The 17,480-nt window shown below is 38.0% G+C and carries 17 protein-coding genes, 1 pseudogene and 1 riboswitch; of the genes and pseudogenes, 9 read left to right on the top strand and 9 right to left on the bottom strand.

Translation table 11 applies throughout. The annotated features are described in order from the left end of the window. Positions 1–510: 510 nt before the first annotated feature. Positions 511–732: a hypothetical protein gene (locus F6K54_RS03270; RefSeq protein WP_293074382.1), complete on the bottom strand. Its 222-nt coding sequence runs from the start codon at positions 730–732 to the stop codon at positions 511–513. Between the two features lie 963 nt (positions 733–1,695). Between F6K54_RS03270 and cobJ the strand changes: the two genes are divergently transcribed. After that, complete coding sequence (cobJ, locus tag F6K54_RS03265) at positions 1,696–3,789, top strand: precorrin-3B C(17)-methyltransferase (RefSeq protein ID WP_293074379.1); 2,094 nt, start codon at positions 1,696–1,698, stop codon at positions 3,787–3,789. A gap of 520 nt (positions 3,790–4,309) precedes the next feature. On the opposite strand, the gene F6K54_RS03260 is transcribed toward cobJ, so the two are convergent. Continuing rightward, positions 4,310–4,705, bottom strand: a complete 396-nt coding sequence (locus F6K54_RS03260; RefSeq protein ID WP_293074376.1) for a hypothetical protein — start codon at positions 4,703–4,705, stop codon at positions 4,310–4,312. 198 nt (positions 4,706–4,903) lie between these two features. Here F6K54_RS03260 and pyrE point away from each other — a divergent pair, with 198 nt between their 5' ends. Then, a complete protein-coding gene (gene pyrE, locus F6K54_RS03255) occupies positions 4,904–5,512 on the top strand; it encodes an orotate phosphoribosyltransferase (RefSeq protein WP_293074373.1) in 609 nt (202 codons plus the stop codon). Beyond that, on the top strand, positions 5,502–5,978 hold the full coding sequence (locus tag F6K54_RS03250; RefSeq protein WP_293074370.1) for a hypothetical protein: 477 nt from the start codon (positions 5,502–5,504) through the stop codon (positions 5,976–5,978). Before pyrE ends, F6K54_RS03250 begins: the two co-directional genes overlap by 11 nt. Before the next feature lie 56 nt (positions 5,979–6,034). Here F6K54_RS03250 and F6K54_RS03245 read toward each other — a convergent pair whose 3' ends face one another. From F6K54_RS03245 to thiC, 3 genes are all read right to left on the bottom strand, one after another. Next, positions 6,035–6,193, bottom strand: a complete 159-nt coding sequence (locus F6K54_RS03245) for a putative toxin-antitoxin system toxin component, PIN family (protein ID WP_293074366.1) — start codon at positions 6,191–6,193, stop codon at positions 6,035–6,037. Continuing rightward, entirely contained in the window at positions 6,193–6,513 is a 321-nt protein-coding gene (locus tag F6K54_RS03240; protein WP_293074363.1) for an AbrB/MazE/SpoVT family DNA-binding domain-containing protein, read from the bottom strand. The genes F6K54_RS03245 and F6K54_RS03240 overlap by 1 nt, the downstream gene beginning before the upstream one ends. 173 nt (positions 6,514–6,686) lie before the next feature. Then, on the bottom strand, positions 6,687–8,147 hold the full coding sequence (gene thiC / locus F6K54_RS03235) for a phosphomethylpyrimidine synthase (protein WP_293074360.1): 1,461 nt from the start codon (positions 8,145–8,147) through the stop codon (positions 6,687–6,689). Positions 8,148–8,155: 8 nt separating this feature from the next. Continuing rightward, positions 8,156–8,252, bottom strand: a riboswitch (TPP riboswitch). Positions 8,253–8,633: 381 nt separating this feature from the next. Here thiC and F6K54_RS03230 point away from each other — a divergent pair. After that, on the top strand, positions 8,634–10,811 hold the full coding sequence (locus F6K54_RS03230; RefSeq protein ID WP_293074358.1) for a VCBS repeat-containing protein: 2,178 nt from the start codon (positions 8,634–8,636) through the stop codon (positions 10,809–10,811). Positions 10,812–11,047: 236 nt separating this feature from the next. Then, a complete protein-coding gene (locus tag F6K54_RS03225; protein WP_293074355.1) occupies positions 11,048–12,190 on the top strand; it encodes a VCBS repeat-containing protein in 1,143 nt (380 codons plus the stop codon). 27 nt (positions 12,191–12,217) lie between these two features. Here F6K54_RS03225 and F6K54_RS03220 read toward each other — a convergent pair whose 3' ends face one another. Together F6K54_RS03220 and F6K54_RS42650 are read right to left on the bottom strand one after the other, a co-directional pair. Further along, entirely contained in the window at positions 12,218–12,442 is a 225-nt protein-coding gene (locus F6K54_RS03220; RefSeq protein WP_293074354.1) for a DUF4926 domain-containing protein, read from the bottom strand. Between the two features lie 3 nt (positions 12,443–12,445). Continuing rightward, complete coding sequence (locus tag F6K54_RS42650; RefSeq protein WP_366558042.1) at positions 12,446–12,616, bottom strand: DUF6883 domain-containing protein; 171 nt, start codon at positions 12,614–12,616, stop codon at positions 12,446–12,448. 232 nt (positions 12,617–12,848) lie between these two features. On the opposite strand from F6K54_RS42650, the gene F6K54_RS03215 reads away from it, so the two are divergent. Further along, entirely contained in the window at positions 12,849–13,034 is a 186-nt protein-coding gene (locus F6K54_RS03215; protein WP_293074351.1) for an Imm30 family immunity protein, read from the top strand. 49 nt (positions 13,035–13,083) lie between these two features. On the opposite strand, the gene F6K54_RS03210 is transcribed toward F6K54_RS03215, so the two are convergent. Beyond that, positions 13,084–13,308: a DUF4926 domain-containing protein gene (locus F6K54_RS03210; RefSeq protein ID WP_293074348.1), complete on the bottom strand. Its 225-nt coding sequence runs from the start codon at positions 13,306–13,308 to the stop codon at positions 13,084–13,086. Positions 13,309–13,494: 186 nt separating this feature from the next. Here F6K54_RS03210 and F6K54_RS03205 point away from each other — a divergent pair, with 186 nt between their 5' ends. The 3 genes from F6K54_RS03205 (at position 13,495) to F6K54_RS03195 (ending at position 16,504) form a co-directional block, all read left to right on the top strand. Next, positions 13,495–13,860, top strand: a complete 366-nt coding sequence (locus F6K54_RS03205; protein WP_293074345.1) for a type II toxin-antitoxin system HigA family antitoxin — start codon at positions 13,495–13,497, stop codon at positions 13,858–13,860. Between the two features lie 53 nt (positions 13,861–13,913). Next, positions 13,914–14,327: an Imm30 family immunity protein gene (locus F6K54_RS03200; protein WP_293074343.1), complete on the top strand. Its 414-nt coding sequence runs from the start codon at positions 13,914–13,916 to the stop codon at positions 14,325–14,327. Positions 14,328–14,569: 242 nt separating this feature from the next. Beyond that, positions 14,570–16,504 (top strand): VCBS repeat-containing protein, encoded by a 1,935-nt coding sequence (locus F6K54_RS03195; RefSeq protein WP_293074341.1) that lies wholly within the window; start codon positions 14,570–14,572, stop codon positions 16,502–16,504. 20 nt (positions 16,505–16,524) lie between these two features. Here F6K54_RS03195 and F6K54_RS03190 read toward each other — a convergent pair. After that, positions 16,525–16,911, bottom strand: a pseudogene (locus F6K54_RS03190) (transposase); the annotation flags it as partial. Between the last annotated feature and the right edge of the window lie 569 nt (positions 16,912–17,480).

The following is a 17,480-nucleotide window of genomic DNA, read 5'->3' as shown; positions in this document are numbered from 1 at the left end:
ATAAACGGACGTGGAGGCAAGGGTAAGACTACCGCCTACGGTAGCAGCAGTCAATGAAGTGTCAACCCACCGAGGAGCTTAGGCTCGGTAGGAATCCCCGTGCCTAACAGCCGGGGAGGATGTCAATACCTCTCTCTTATATAATTCCCATTTCTCCTGACTTCTGTTTGCTTAACATTCCGTAGTGGCGTGTCAAGCTTGAAAATGTGGATTAAAAAACCTAACCCCCCAACCCCCTTCCCTGCTAGCGTTGGGGGAGAAGCCCCTCTCACTCATCAGGAGAGGGGTTGGGGGAGAAGTATTCTAGGTGGCTCCTCCTAACCCACAATTTTAGTCTTGACACGCCAGTAGGAAATTCTGGACTCTGACTCCTATCCTTACCACTCATACTTTTTCAGCAAGCCCTAATTAATTGTTGAACTCACCATTTATTTATGGCGACAATATGGCGACAAACAAAATTATCTAGCTCTTGCTATGGAGTGAGAGCTAGATAATTCGATCGCTTACTTAGTCAAAAAGTCCTGTTTTTTCCCTTTTTTTCCTGACAATTACAATTATAGGTTGTGCATCTTCTGGAGTTTCACCTTTTGCTTTCAGTTGTTTGAGGATGTTTGCTATGTTACTGTATATCTTACCTTCACCTCTCTGCAAATTGCGGATATCTTTATTTTTAGCCGCGCCCATCTCTAAAATAATGGTGTTTGTTTCTTGCTTCATCTTTTTCTTCATTTTTTTCTCCTTGTTATTTATGGATATTGACATACTCCCGACATTGCCCTTACGGGACAACGCGGGATTCTTCAGCCTGGGAAACCCTGACCGCCAGGGGAGTTAAATTAAGTACTTGTATTTAATTTTAGTTACAAAACTCAAAACCCTTGGTCTACATTTTAAGTTGTCTAATATTTTAAGCTTTTGATATGTCAAATACAGTAATGGTGACTGTTATAACTTGTTAACCCAGCAGTTTTTTCTATGTTTTTTGTGATAAAAATTTTAGATTTCTTAACTGGCCAACAATATTTGACAAAATTTGGACAACCAACTTTGATGTCGGCAAGGGGTCTCCCGTTATACGAATGTTAACGGGCGGTTTATTTGCCGACCAACAAATAAACCACGTAGCGTCCACTTAGGAACTTGCATTGTGTGCTTTTTTTGTGTTATTCTGACTATATCAGGAGTAGCGGTAATACGCACTTGATAACAGCACGCTCGAAAACGACATAGAGTATGGGGTTCAATTGCTGAAGTTAAGCGTCAACCCGTGAAAAGGTAAAACTCTTGAGGGAACTTTCTGGAGTACAGAATTGTTTAGTACAAAAAGGCGGTGGGTATCATCGTCTGGTGTCTGTTGAGGGTTAAGTGGTTGCACTCCCTTTGTTCGCGTAGCGTTGCGCCAGCAAAACAGAAAGCCCCCGTCCGTGAGGTGGGGAAGCCTACATCATAATCTTTGATTTGATTTAGGAGAACTTCACTACAATACCATTTCTCAAAAACTTTTCAACTTGGCTATTGAGTGGGGTACTCACCCCTAACGCCTCCCAGGAGGGCAAGGCTGCTTCATTCTCGATAGACGTGGGGACGTGGAGACATGGAGAAAGGGAGACACAGAGAAGATGTTGGTATCGCAAGGAACAAGTTATTTAGGACATAGAATAAATAACAAATCCAATTTCAAATACCTAAAAAATGAATTTAATTGGCCAAGAATTTCAACCCATAGCAGCGATCGCCACAACTCCCACAGCAACAAAACTATTACAACCTATTTGTCAGACAATGGGGGCAACTCTGTGGATACCAGAGTCTTGTCAACACACAACAAATTCTACTGTTAACACCAAAATTTACACTGACTCTCTGAAAAATCATCTAGCAAATATTTGGCAAAACTATAGTGCTATAGTTTTCTGTCTGGCCAGCGGTGCAGTTGTACGTTTAATCTCTCCACTTTTAAAAGATAAATATCATGATCCAGCAGTAGTCGTTGTAGATGAAGCAGGTAAATTTGTCATTAGTTTATGTAGTGGGCATCAAGGTGGTGCTGATAAACTAACTAATGTACTCGCTCGTCTCCTGAATGCTACCCCAGTTATTACAGGCGCATCCCATAATCTAGGATTACCTGGTATTGATATTTTGGGTAAACCTTTTGGTTGGCAACGGGGGGAAGGTGACTGGAATAGAGTCAGTGGCATAGTTGCTAGAGGAGAAACTGTACAAGTAATTCAGGAAGTGGGTTCGACTTTATGGCAAGAGCATTTACCTGAAAATCATCCATTTTATTTTGGATTTCCAGAATTAGGCGATCGCTCTGTTCCTACTCCCAAGGCCAGAATTTGGATTAGTTTTACTCAGCGCCAGTTTTCTCCAGATTCAGATTTACCGAAAGTACAATGGCATCCACGAGTTTTGTGGATAGGGGTTGGTTGTGAAAGAGGTACTTCTCAAAAATTAATTGCAACTGCTATTCAACAAGTATTTCAAGCTCATCATTTAGCTCAGGGAGCGATCGCTGGAATTGCCACTATCGATCTTAAAGCTGATGAAATAGGCTTAGTAGAATTTTGTCAGGAACAAGATTTACCTTTGCGGACTTTTTCTTCAGAGTTATTAAGCTGTGTTGAAGTACCTACTCCTTCTAATATTGTTGCTCGCGAAGTAGGAACTCCTAGTGTTGCTGAAGCTGCTGCAATTTTAGGAGCAAAAGAAGGAAGAAGGAAGAAGGAAGAAGGAAGAAGTAAGGAGGAAGAATTAAGAAGTAAGAAGGAAGAAGTAAGGAGGAAGAAGTGGATAGAGACTCAAGCTCCAACCAATTATAAACACCCTGTAGACTACGGAGTATTAAACCCTGAAGAAAAAGATAATCTTAATTCAGAATTAAAAGAGAATACCGACAATTTATCCTCAGATTTTCAGGGAATTAATGAAGGAAATTTATTAGTTAATAAGCAAATATTTCGTCTAGAAGGAGAACCAGGAGCAGCAACTATTGCTGTAGCTATAGCGGAAAAAGAATATACAGGAAGAACTGGAAAATTATTATTAATTGGCACTGGCCCAGGAAAATTAGAACAGATGACACCCGCTGCTCAAATGGCTGTTAGTTATGCTGATGTTGTCATTGGTTATTCTCTTTATATTGACCTAATTCAACCCTTATTAAATCCTGGACAAATCATCGAAAAACTACCTATTACTCAAGAAAGAGAACGAGCAGAAAGAGCAATTGAATTGGCAAATTTTGGCTTAAACGTCGCAGTAGTTTCTTCTGGAGATTGTGGAATTTATGGCATGGCAGGATTAGTGTTAGAACAACTTCGAGCTACAGGTTGGGATGGCAAAATTCCTATGGTAGAAGTATTTCCTGGAGTTAGTGCTTTACAATCTGCTGCTGCTAGAGTTGGTGCGCCTTTGATGCACGATTTTTGTGCTATTAGTTTGAGCGATTTATTAACACCTTGGGAAGTAATAGAAAGGCGTTTAAATGCTGTAGCAATGGCAGATTTTGTCGTGGCACTTTATAATCCTAAATCCCACAAAAGAACAGAACAATTAGTTAAAGCTGTGAATATCTTTTTAGAATATCGTAAACCCGAAACTCCAGTAGCAATTGTCCGGTCTGTTTATCGAGAAAATGAAGAAATTACCTTGACAAGTCTGGATAAATTATTGGAATTTTCTATTGATATGTTGACAGTAATTTTGATTGGTAATGAATCTACAGGTATTTACAATAATTGGATGATTACGCCGAGGGGTTATTCAACAATTAATAATTAATAATTAATAATTAATAATTACTTCTGCTTCAAAGTGGATAGGATGTAATATCATGTCCGGATAATTAGTTATAAAAAAACTTTCTCCTTCTTCTGCTGTTGTTCTTCTTTCTTCCCTCTTTCCTCCTGACTCCTGACTCCTCCGTAGTTATTTATTTATCACTGTTCAACCGGACATGATATAAGCATTTCCTGCGGAATGCTGCGCAAACAGCTATTAGCACTCAGCTATCAGTAATGAGTAATATCATGTCCGATAGCATCGGAGCGTGTATAAAATTAAGGTGACAATGAAAGAAAACCTTCTGCCTCCTGCCTCCTGCCTCCTGCCTTCGGACAACCATTGTCTAATTATTCAACCGGACATGATATAATTACTTCTAAGGTTTAGGAAGAAGACTTTGCCAGTAAATTTTATTCAAACTCAATTTCAAAGGTTGCTTTATCTTCCTCAAAATTAATAGCTGTTAACGCAGTTCCTCCGTAGGAGGCTAGCTAATAGCTGACGGCTGAATGCTTACCTAATTACCACCAAAAGTAGGAATTGAATCAGAAGTAGGAGCTGTCATTACTGATGAATTATAGGGATTAACTAAATCAGGAGTTCTAATGACTGGTGTACTAGAAAACTGCCGCCTTTGTTCTTCTATATAAAGCTGATTTACTCGGCGTAAGTCATCAGAAATAGCGTTATCAGGAAACCTTAAAATACCGAAATAACGACCTATTTGGTTCAACAACTCTGTTTTAGTAAAAAAGTTACCAGAATATCTTTGACTTGCTTCGTTAAACTCTTCTGCAAAAGGTTGATATGTACGAACAGGAGATTTAGGGTCTCCTGCTTCAGCAATTTGGACAGATGTTAGAGTCGCGATCGCTGAAAAAATCATTATGCCACTAAGGCTTTTCCAATTCATGGCCATACGTTATTATTTATTGTAGGTTATTACTGCGAAATTGCTCGTATTATAGCAGTGAGATTATATAGTGCTACGCGCAAGTCAGAAGTCACAAGTCAGAAGTCAGAAGTTATCCCTGATTAACTTTTGAAAGTCTACTGTTCCCTATTCCCTATTCCCTATTCCCTATTCCCTAGCGCATAGCGCCATAAAAGTATGACAAATCAAATTTCCTTAGCTACTGTTGATTTAACAACCATCAAAAAAGAACTACTCCATTTGTTATGTAATTTAGCTTATCGCGAAGGAGATTTTGTCTTATCTTCTGGACAACGTAGCTCCTATTACATAAATGGTAAATACGTTACTCTTCATCCCCAAGGTGCTTTAGCAATTGGACGGTTATTATTCTCCATGTTACCTGAAGATACTCAAGGTGTAGCAGGTTTAACTTTAGGTGCAGATCCAATGGTAACAGCTGTTAGTGTCGTCTCAGCTTATGAAAATCGTCCCATACCAGCTTTAATTATCCGAAAACAAGCTAAAGGACATGGCACAATGGCTTATATAGAAGGACCTTCACTAGAAGCTAATGCCAAAGTAGTTGTTTTGGAAGATGTTGTCACTACTGGAGCTTCAGCAATGCTAGCTGTTAATCGACTGCGAGAAGCAAGCTATCAAGTCCATCGGGTTTTTGCCCTTGTAGATAGGGAGCAAGGAGGTAGAGAGCTTTATCAAAAAGAAGGTCTTCAGTTTGAGTCAATATTTACTATATCAGAGCTACAAGAAAATCTGAAAAATATGAGCCATAAAAATGACGACTAAAGTAGATTATACAAATTCAGAATGGCAGTTATTGTTACAAGCAATTACTTTAGTTTCGATGATAATTATTGCCTCTGAATTTACACTTTTTTCGGCTGTTAAGGAAGTATTTACTTTTAAAAAAGAAGTTAAGCACGCTAAGTTAAATTATCAGGATAATCAACTGATTCAAAATTTGTTGGTAGATATTGCAGAAAAAACAACTCGAATAAATGAGATAGAAAATGCCGTAAATTTTCCAGAATTTCTGGAAGATGCACAAGAAAAAATTAAAGCAGCAGTTGCGATCGCTGATCTAAAAGCTACTCCGAAAGAAGCTCAAGAATACAAAGAATTTCTCTATGAAATAGCGACTCAAATAGCTAATGCTTCTGGAGAAGGAATATTTGGTACAGGACCTAAAATTAGTCAACAAGAAGCTATAGTTTTAGAAAGACTCAAAATGCTTCTTGAGCTGGATGAATAATGAATAATGAATAATTAATAATTAATAATTAATAATTAATAATGAATAATTAATAATTAATAATTACCTCGTAGAACATCTAACAATTCTTCTAGCATTGCCTCAGAAGTGTAAGCTTCAACTTGTCCCGAACGCACTAACTCCAAAACCTCAAAAGGTTTTCCTCGCCAAAGTAGTCCAGAAATTACAGTATTGGTATCTAAGATAATTCGCATTAACTTAAGTTAACTTTATGCTTCTCCTGCCTATAAGACTTAATTTCTGCTTGAATTTCTTCTGAGGAGATAGGATCGATTTCATTAAGTTTATGAAGGCGATCGCAGAGTTCAAAAAAATGTGAATCTGACTTATGATTAACTCCTTTCTTTGCCTTAACCATTTCCTCAACAGTTGACTTTTCCACCCGTTTGAGGATAATAGTATCTTCCTCTTGCCACAAGAGAAATTCATCCCCTGATTGTAACTGAGACCGAATTTCTGACGGTAACTCTAACTGCCCATTTGCTGTTACTTGAATCACGGTTTTTGATGTCATTTTTTTTACTCCTAATTTTAAGTGGAGGCAGGCATCCTGCCTGTCCCGAAAATGTCAGGAATGAGAAAATATCAGGAACGGGCAAGATGCCCATTCCACCAATGCCCATTCCACTTCCACAAAACTATTAATAACGGGCAAGATGCCCATTCCACAGCGCATTTATGCAATGCCTAACTTTGACTTACAACTTCCTTTTCCTTAGCCAAAAACTTCTCTAATTCTGTCAAAGCATCAGCATCAACCTTAGTCTGCATCGGACAGAATTTTGGTCCGCACATAGAACAGAATTCAGCAGTTTTATAAATATCTGCAGGCAAAGTTTCGTCGTGATATTCCTTAGCTCGGTCTGGATCTAAAGATAACTCAAATTGACGATTCCAATCAAAATTATAACGAGCAGCAGAAAGTTCATCATCCCTATCTCTTGCTCCCGGACGACGACGACCAATATCTGCAGCATGGGCAGCAATTTTATAAGCAATTAACCCACTTCGCACATCCTCAGCATCAGGCAAACCTAAATGTTCTTTCGGAGTAACGTAACATAACATTGCTGTACCATACCAACCCGCCATTGCCGCACCAATAGCAGAAGTAATATGGTCATAACCAGGAGCAATATCTGTTACTAACGGACCTAAAACATAGAAAGGAGCGGGACCTACAACATTAAACTCTTCCATTTTTTCCTTAGCGTTAGATGCCAAAGGATCTAGTTCCAAAACATCCAAAGGAGGACTTGAACACTCTTCCATTTGTTTTTTCACATTAAACTGAATTTGATCCATCGGTACATGACCAGGACCTTCTACCATCACTTGCACATCATGTTCCCAAGCACGGCGAGTTAATTGACCTAATGTTTTTAATTCTGCTAACTGTGCTTCATCAGAAGCATCATGAGTACAACCAGGTCGCAAAGAATCTCCTAAACTGAAAGAAACATCATATTTTTTGAAGATTTCGATGATGTCATCAAAGTGAGTATAAAGAGGATTTTGTTTATGGTGGTGTAGCATCCACTTAGCGATAATTCCACCGCCACGGGAAACTATACCAGTGATACGACTTCTGACTAGAGGTAGATGTTCGATTAAAATTCCGGCATGGATAGTTTGATAATCTACCCCTTGTTGAGCGTGCTTTTCGATCACATGAAGAAAGTCGTCAGCAGTTAAATTTTCAATTCTGCCATGAACGCTTTCTACAGCTTGGTAAACTGGTACTGTACCGATAGGAACTGGAGAAGCGTTGATAATGGCAGTTCTGATTTCATCCAAGTTACCGCCACCTGTGGATAAGTCCATAACGGTATCTGCACCGTATTTAATAGACAGTTTCAGTTTATCAACTTCCTTCTGAATATCAGAAGTGTTGGGAGAAGCACCAATATTAGCATTAACTTTACACTGAGAAGCAATGCCAATACACATCGGTTCCAAGTTAGTGTGGTTAATATTAGCAGGGATAATCATTCGTCCCTTTGCTACTTCTTCGCGGATTAACTCAGCAGGGAGTTTTTCTCGTTTGGCAACAAAGTCCATTTCTTCAGTAATAATTCCCTGACGAGCATAGTGCATTTGAGAGACATTTTTGTGTCCACTACGCTTGGCAATCCATTCTGTCCGCATATATTCATTCCTTAAATAAACAGCTTCCCTCCGCTGGTATTAACCAGTCTCAGGTTCTAAGGGTATTTCTCAGCCTGAATATTCTAGGCACCCCTAGCTTGTGTAAGTCAGAAGTCAGAAGTCAGAAGTCAGAAGTAATTTCTGATGCTCGTTTTAGCTTTTGGCTATGTCCTAACTTTTGGCTTGACTCTACAAATTTTTACTATAGCACTTTTTTGTTAACTGAGAAGTCCCAAACCTTATTTAGTGGGAAAGTTAAAAGTCAGATTTTAGAGGTCCCAAATCTGAACTGAGACCTCCAAAACCTCAACTTCCTCAAAAGTCCAGTTAATGGGTTCTATATAATAATTGTTAGTTAATCTGCTAGGGTGCATTAACGAAATATAACGCACCGTCTGTCCTAACCTATCGCAAATATTTCGGTGGGAGGCTTTGGTTTACCCTACTGATAGTAGATAAAAAAATAGCAAAGGAGAAATTTCTATCATGGCACTTCCAAGATGGCTAAAGACTTTGAGGAAACCCTTTGTGGTTTTTCCAGCAGTGGTAATAGCAGTTGCCCTGCTTGTTGTACTGATACAAACAGTCAATAGTCCTCCACCCAGTCCTCCAGTGATTGAGTTGTTCACTGACTCACAGCAAGCTTTGGGGAACTCCAATAGCGCAGGTGTGAGTTTAGGAGATGTAGATGGAGATGGTGATATTGATGCTTTTGTTGCTAATTCTGGTCGTAACAAAGTTTGGTTAAATGACGGTAGTGGCAATTTCACTGATTCACAGCCAGCTTTGGGGAATTCCGATAGCAGTGGTGTAAGTTTAGCAGATGTGGATGGAGATGGTGACATTGATGCTTTTGTTGCTAATATTAATCAGCCTAACAAAGTTTGGTTAAATAACGGTCGGGGCAATTTCACTGATTCTAGGCAAGATTTAGGGGATTCCCTTAGCAGCGGTGTGAGTTTAGCAGATGTGGATGGAGATGGCGACATTGATGCTTTTGTTGCTAATTCTGGTCGTAACAAAGTTTGGTTAAATGACGGTAGAGGCAAATTCACTGACCCTGGGCAAGCTTTGGGGGATTCCAGTAGCAGAGGTGTAAGTTTAGCAGATGTGGATGGAGATGGTGACATTGATGCTTTTGTTGCTAACGAATATGAGCCTAACAAAGTTTGGTTAAATGATGGTAGTGGCAATTTCACTGACTCACAGCAAGCTTTAGGGAAGTCCGGTAGCGAAGGTGTGAGTTTAGCAGATGTGGATGGAGATGGTGACATTGATGCTTTTGTTGCTAATTCTGGTCGTAACAAAGTTTGGTTAAATGACGGTAGTGGTAAATTCACTGACCCTGGGCAAGCTTTAGGGAAGTCCCTTAGCAGCGGTGTGAGTTTAGCAGATGTGGATGGAGATGGCGACATTGATGCTTTTGTTGCTAATAGTGTTCAGCCTAACAAAGTTTGGTTAAATGACGGTAGTGGTAAATTCACTGACTCACAGCAAGCTTTTTGGAAGTCCGGTAGCTATGGTGTGAGTTTAGGGGATGTGGATGGAGACGGTGACAAAGATGCTTTTGTTGCTAATAATGCTTTTGGTGCTCAGAATAATGGTCCGCCTAACAAAGTTTGGTTAAATGACGGTAGTGGCAATTTCACTAACTTACATCAAACTTTGGGGACTTCCAATAGCTTAGATGTGAGTTTAGCAGATGTGGATAGAGATGGTGACATTGATGCTTTTGTTGCTAATAATGGCGCTCCTGACAAAGTTTGGTTAAATGACGGTAGAGGCAATTTCACTGACTCACAGCAAGCTTTGGGGAATTCCTATAGCACAGGTGTGAGTTTAGTAGATGTGGATGGAGATGGTGACATTGATGCTTTTGTTGCTAATGGCGAGGATCAGCCTAACCAAGTTTGGTTAAATGACGGTAGTGGCAATTTCACTGACTCACAGCAAGCTTTGGGGAATTCCAGTAGCAGAGGTGTGAGTTTAGCAGATGTGGATGGAGATGGTGATCTTGATGCTTTTGTTGCTAATAGAAATCAGCCGAACAAAGTTTGGTTAAATGACGGCAGTGGCAATTTCACTGACTCACAGCAAGCTTTGGGGGATTCCGATAGCTTAGGTGTGAGTTTAGCAGATGTGGATGGAGATGGCGACATTGATGCTTTTGTTGCTAATTTAGGTTATCCTAACAAAGTTTGGTTAAATGACGGTAGTGGTAAATTCACTGACTCACAACAAGCTTTGAGGGGTTCCAAGAGCGCAGGTGTGAGTTTAGCAGATGTGGATGGAGATGGTGACATTGATGCTTTTGTTGCTAATATTTCTGATTTCGGTGCTCGTAACAAAGTTTGGTTAAATGACGGTAGTGGCAATTTCACTGACTCAGAGCAAGATTTGGGAGATTCCAATAGCTATGGTGTGAGTTTAGCAGATGTGGATGGAGATGGCGACATTGATGCTTTTGTTGCTAATTTAGGTTATCCTAACAAAGTTTGGTTAAATGACGGCAGTGGCAATTTCACTGACTCTGGGCAATATTTAGGGAGTTCCAATAGCACAGGTGTGAGTTTAGCAGATGTGGATGGAGATGGTGACATTGATGCTTTTGTTGCTAATATTTTTGAGCCTAACAGGGTTTGGTTAAATACCCTTGTTCCATAACCCGAACTGACGTTAACTAGCGATCGCCTTTTCAATGAAAAAAACCAGCTAGTTAGCTCTGCCTGTTTTTTTTAGCTTGGCTAAAGACATTAGCCTAAAATTGCACCTCATCATTTAGGAAATTTGTAGATGAAAACTCTTGTCTATCGGGAATTATTAAACTTGGTAATTTAGAGAATTTTAGTTTACCCTAATGCATAGTAGAGAAAAAAAATAGCAAAGGAGAAATTTCTATCATGGGACTTCCAAGATGGCTAAAGACTTTGAGGAAACCCTTTGTGGTTTTTTCAGCAGTGGTAATAGCAGTTGCCCTGCTTGTTGTACTGATACAAACAGTCAATAGTCCTCCACCCAGTCCTCCAGTGATTGAGTTGTTCACTGACTCACAGCAAGCTTTGGGGAATTCCAGTAGCTTTGGTGTAAGTTTAGCAGATGTAGATGGAGATGGCGACACGGATGCTTTTGTTGCTAATATTAATCAGCCTAACAAAGTTTGGTTAAATGACGGTAGTGGTAATTTTACTGACTCACAGCAAACTTTGGGGAATTCCAGTAGCTTTGGTGTAAGTTTAGCAGATGTGGATGGAGACGGTGACAAAGATGCTTTTGTTGTTAATTGGAATGGTCAGCCGAACAAAGTTTCGTTAAATAGCGGTAGTGGCAATTTCACTGACTCACAGCAAGCTTGGGGAGGTCTCGTTAGCGAAGATGTGAGTTTAGCGGATGTGGATGGAGATGGTGATCTTGATGCTTTTGTTGCTAATGGTAATAATCAGCTTAACAAAGTTTGGTTAAACGATGGTAGTGGCAATTTCACTGACTCACTGCAAGCTTTGGGGAATTCCTATAGCACAGGTGTGAGTTTAGCAGATGTGGATGGAGATGGTGATCTTGATGCTTTTGTTGCTAATTTAGGTGATCCTAACAAAGTTTGGTTAAATGACGGTAGTGGTAATTTTACTGACTCTGGGCAAGCTTTGGAGTATTCCCGTAGCTATGATGTGAGTTTAGCAGATGTGGATGGAGATAGTGATATAGATGCTTTTGTTGCTAATAAGCGTGAAAACAAAATTTGGTTAAATGACGGTAGTGGCAGTTTCACTGACTCTGGGCAAGATTTAGGGAATTTCATTAGCTTTGGTGTGAGTTTAGCAGATGTGGATGGAGATAGTGATATAGATGCTTTTGTTGCTAATTCTGGTCGTAACAAAGTTTGGTTGAATGACGGTAGTGGCAATTTCACTGACTCACAGCAAGATTTTGGAAATTCCAGTAGCAATAGTGTAAGTTTAGCAGATGTGGATGGAGATGGTGATATAGATGCTTTTGTTGCTAATTCTGGTCGTAACAAAGTTTGGTTAAATAACCTCATTCCGTAACCAGAACTGATGTTAACTAGCGATCGCCTAAATAAATGTACAAGGTTTGCTCAAGAATTCAGAATTAATTAATTGAATTTGAGATTCAGCAACTTCTACTGTATCTTGAGCAATTAAACCTTCTACACTGTAGCCATCTTCTCCTTCAGACATAGCATAATATTCAACAATTACCCCAATACTACCTTTTTTGAGATTAAATTCAGGAATATCTTGAATTAATTGAACTTGAGAAAATAGAGGAAATGTCATCTTTTATCTCTCCTGTGCAGGAAATAAAGTAACAAATTTAGTGATTTTTTCAGTCACTATCCAAATCGTTTTTATATTTAAAATAAAACCATTAGGACAATTTAACGAACCAATAATCTGATATTTTTGCCCATATTTTGTTTTCAAAGTAGGTTGTGCTTCTAAAGTTAAGATTTGTTCTCGTCAATCCTTCTCTAATTGTTCCCAATTATCTAAAGTGTAACCTCCCTGAGCAAAATATTGAGATTGATCATCCTTGGATAAAGGAATTAATAGATATTGCGTAAGTTTATTGGGATAAATTATGGCATTCGGATTCAAATAGATTTAACTAAAATTCTAAAAACAAACTAGAGAAACTCACCTTACTATCAAACCATAAAACTATCACTAAATATCATCATATATGAACGCTGCACCAGAATGGACAAAAATAATTCACTATCGAATCATTAATGATGAATCTGCTTGTAAACTTTATCAAAACAGTCTGGAATTAGCTAATCAAAAGACACCTCATTTTTTATATCAACTTTTACTAGAAAGTGTTAAAAATCATCTCAATTCACCTTCAGAGGTCATGTTAACCTAGAATTATTGTATGATATCTAGAAGCAAAAATGATATTCTATTATCTGTCATCAATTCAAAAATGTTACTTCTTGTATTTTTTCAGCATTAATTAATTGAATTTGAGATTCAGTAACTTCTACTGTATCTTGAGCAATTAAACCTTCTACACTGTAGCCATCTTCTTCTTGAGACATAGGATAATATTCAACAATTACCCCAATACTACCTTTTTTGAGATTAAGCTCAGGAATATCTTGAGTTAATTGGAATTCAGAAAATAGAGTAAATATCATTTTTTATCTCTCCTGTGCAGGAAATAAAGCAACAAACATTGTGTATTTTTCCGCAAAATTTGATGGGATTTTGGGTATTAGTAAAATCAAGCAATTAATTAATAATTTCATCATACTCGTGGTTATCATCTTCTGGTTGCTGTTTCATGAGGTAATTATCAATTATCCATTATCCATTATCCATTAATGAACACATTCCCCCCTCGCCCTATAACTAACGAAGCTGAATTAATAGCTACTCAAAATCGGATTAATTCTATTTTAGACAAAGGTTCCCTCACAAAAGACGACCGCGATTATCTAAAAATATTAGGAATGTTAGTCTATGAATATGAAGAAAAACACGAACCAATTCCTACTCTTCGTGGTGCTGAACTTCTGAAAGCTTTATTAGAAGAATCTCAGCTTTCTCCTCAAGATTTAATTCCTATTTTGGGCAATGAATCTATTGTTTTAGAAGTATTAAATGGAAGTTACAAACTTTCAGAAAATCAAATTCAAGAGCTGGGTAATTTTTTCCATATTTCTCCTTCTTTATTTACAGATATGTAGTAGGTAGGATTTTTCTTTTGGCTAACCTTTTTTGAGAAAGGAGTCATAAACTTATGAATTTAATAAAAACCTTACAAGAAAATCGTTTAATGAAAACACCTCAAGAAATCAAGATATTTGAGGAAACTTTAGAAAAAATTGCTAAACACCCTAATGATGAAAATTTAAAAGACTTACATCTTATCTTGGATGATAATTGTGAATATCCTGAAATTATGTTTAGTTTAGTTCATTTTTTAGAAGATTTCGATCTACAAAAACAAATACAAGCTTTTATTGAAGTTATTCCTCAATTAATGAACGCTGCACCAGAATGGACAAAAATTATTCACTATCGAATTATTAATGATGAATCTGCTTGTAAACTTTATCAAAATAGTCTGGAATTAGCTAATCAAAAGACACCTCATTTTTTATATCAACTTTTACTAGAAAGTGTTAAAAATAATCTGAATTCATTCTCATAGGTCATGTTAACCTAAAATTATTTATGATATCTAGAAGCTAAAATGATATTCTAGTATCTGTCATTTAATTAATTAATTTAAGTAGAAATAAAGTAGGTTTTAAAGAATCAGGAGAAAACTGAGTTATGAGACAAATTACCTTTTGATTTATAAACAAATTATTAAATTTGGCAGCTCGATAGAACTTTTGGTTTACTTTACCTAGCGATAGAGAAAAAAAGTAAAGGAGAATAATTTCTATCATGATGCATTCAAGATGGGTACAGAAAACAAATGTAGCCCAAACAAGAATAGAGGATGAATTTAATCCTTCGCCACGACTGAAACAAACTTTGGGTAAATGCTTTCGGGTTGTGCTGGCAGTGGTAATAGCAGTTGGAATGTTTGTTATGCCCATACAAACAGTCAATGCTACTTCAACTATTGAGTTTACTGACTCTGGCCAAGCTTTAGGTAATTCCGAAAGTCGGAATGTAAGTTTAGCAGATGTAGATGGAGATGGCGACACGGATGCTTTTGTTGCTAATTATGGTGAGCCTAATAAAGTTTGGTTAAATGATGGTAGCGGCAATTTCACTGACTCTAACCAAGATTTGGGGGATTCCAAGAGCAATTTTGTGAGTTTAGCAGATGTAGATGGAGATGGCGACACGGATGCTTTTGTTGCTAATTACAATCAGCCTGACAAAGTTTGGTTAAATGATGGTAGTGGTAAATTCACTGACTCACAGCAAAATTTGGGAAATTCCAATAGCTGGGGTGTAAGTTTAGCAGATGTGGATGGAGATAGCGACATTGATGCTTTTGTTGTTAATTATAACAATCAGTCCAATAAAGTTTGGTTAAATGATGGTACTGGCAATTTCACTGACTCACAGCAAGCCTTTGGGAATACCAGTAGCTATCGTGTAAGTTTGGCAGATGTGGATGGAGATGGTGACATTGATGCTTTTGTTGCTAATTCCAAATTTAGTTCTAACGCTCCTAATAAAGTTTGGTTAAATGATGGTAGTGGCAATTTCACTGACTCACAGCAAGCCTTGGGGAATTCTAAAAGCAGAGATGTAAGTTTAGTAGATGTGGATGGAGATGGCGACACGGATGCTTTTGTTGCTAATTACAATCAGCCCAATAAAGTTTGGTTAAATGATGGTAGTGGCAATTTTACTGACTCACAGCAAGATTTAGGGGATTCTAGTAGCTGGTATGTAAGTTTAGCAGATGTGGATGGAGATGGCGACATTGATGCTTCTGTTGCTAATCAGAATCAGCCCAATAAAGTTTGGTTAAATGATGGTAGTGGCAATTTTATTGACTCACAGCAAGCTTTGGGGAATTCCTATAGCTTTGGTATAAGTTTAGCAGATGTGGATGGAGATGGCGACAGGGATGCTTTTGTTGCTAATCGTGGTGAAAACAAAGTTTGGTTAAACAATCTAGAGCAGTATATCAACCTTTATGACAATGTTACTCCGATTATTGTTGAGTTCACTGACTCCGGGCAAGCTTTGGGGGATTTCTGGAGCTTTGGTGTAAGTTTAGGAGATGTGGATGGAGATGGTGACATTGATGCTTTTACTGCTAATTATAAAGTCCCTAACAAAGTTTGGTTAAACGATGGTAGAGGCAATTTCACTGATTCTGAGCAAAAAGATTTTGGGGATACTTATAGTAAAGATGTGAGTTTAGGAGATGTGGATGGAGACGGTGACATTGATGCTTTTGTTGCTAATCAAATGGAGGACAATAAAGTTTGGTTAAATGATGGTAGTGGCAATTTCACTGACTCACAGCAAAATTTGGGAAATTCCAATAGCTATGGTGTAAGTTTAGGAGATGTGGATGGAGATAGTGACATTGATGCTTTTGTTGCTAATCAACGTATAAACCAAGTTTTGTTAAACGACGGTAGCGGCAATTTCACTGAATCTGAGCAAGACGATTTTGAGAAGGACTTTAGTTCAGCTGTAAGTTTAGGAGATGTAGATGGAGATGGCGACATGGATGCTTTTGTTACTAATGATAATAAGCAGCCCAATAAAGTTTGGTTAAACGATGGTAAGGGCAAATTCACTGATTCTGAGCAAGTCTTTGAGGATTCCAGTAGCAAAGATGTGAGTTTAACTAATTCTTGGTTGTTCTTTTTCCCAATGTTAATCCCGTCTTTATTAAATTGATTCCAACCAAAGACAATATTACTAACATCATTAGCCAGACACCAATTAATCATAAACCTTGCGGCTTTATTGATGTTGTCTCTCATTTGACGGTTACGCTTTTCCGTTAACTCTGCCAGTTCTTCATCCCAGTATCCTTGGGGTTTTCCTGTCTTGATTTTGGCAATTTTTTTGTTATACCACTGGTTCTGAGACTTAACCTTTTTTCCGTCAATAATGAATGATTTTCCGGTGTTAGATACCCCCGTTATCCAATTATTTAATCCGGGGTCAATTCCCAACACATTTCCCTTCGCTTCAACTTTTTTTGCCTCTTTTTGTTGATAAACAAACTCAATATAGAAAAATCCATTTCGAGGAAGAATTCGGTATTCTTTGATTGAGTTAAATTCGAGATTTGAAGGCATGGGTAAAAGAAAATGGTCAATCCCAAACCATGCTTTGACCTGATTTCCTAAAGTGAATTTTAAATCCCCATCAATTAATTTGACCCATCGAGCCGGATAACTTACGACTGCCATCCCACCTTTTTTCCGATAGGATGGTGGCTTGGGCCTAAAGTGTAATTTTTCCTGTTTGTATAGCTTTAATAACTCCTTGTAGGAATTAAAAGACTCAATCACACCATGCAATATTTGTTGAGCGCAAGCTGAACGCATTGCTTTGAAGTGAATGTTGCTTTTTAACTCCTTGTCTAGTTCACCTCTTGTTAAAAATATTCCGGCTTTAAATAGCATTTGACGGCAATAATAAATCCCACAATTCGTTAACTTATTAGCTTCTGAACAGATATATTCAAGAAATGCTATTACCTCAGGGGATTCATTAATTAAATGTTGTTGACATCCGTACAATTTGCATCACCTCCTTGATTTTTATCTTAACACAAAATTTGGTATTTCTTAGTTAATAATAATGACGGGTTAAAACCCATAGCAGAAGGGCGACCCTTGATTTTAATCAAGGGCTAACTCTC

Origin of the sequence: Okeania sp. SIO3B5, assembly GCF_010692555.1 — a bacterium.
Lineage (GTDB): Bacteria > Cyanobacteriota > Cyanobacteriia > Cyanobacteriales > Microcoleaceae > Okeania.
This window is presented reverse-complemented; position numbering and strand designations above follow the sequence as displayed.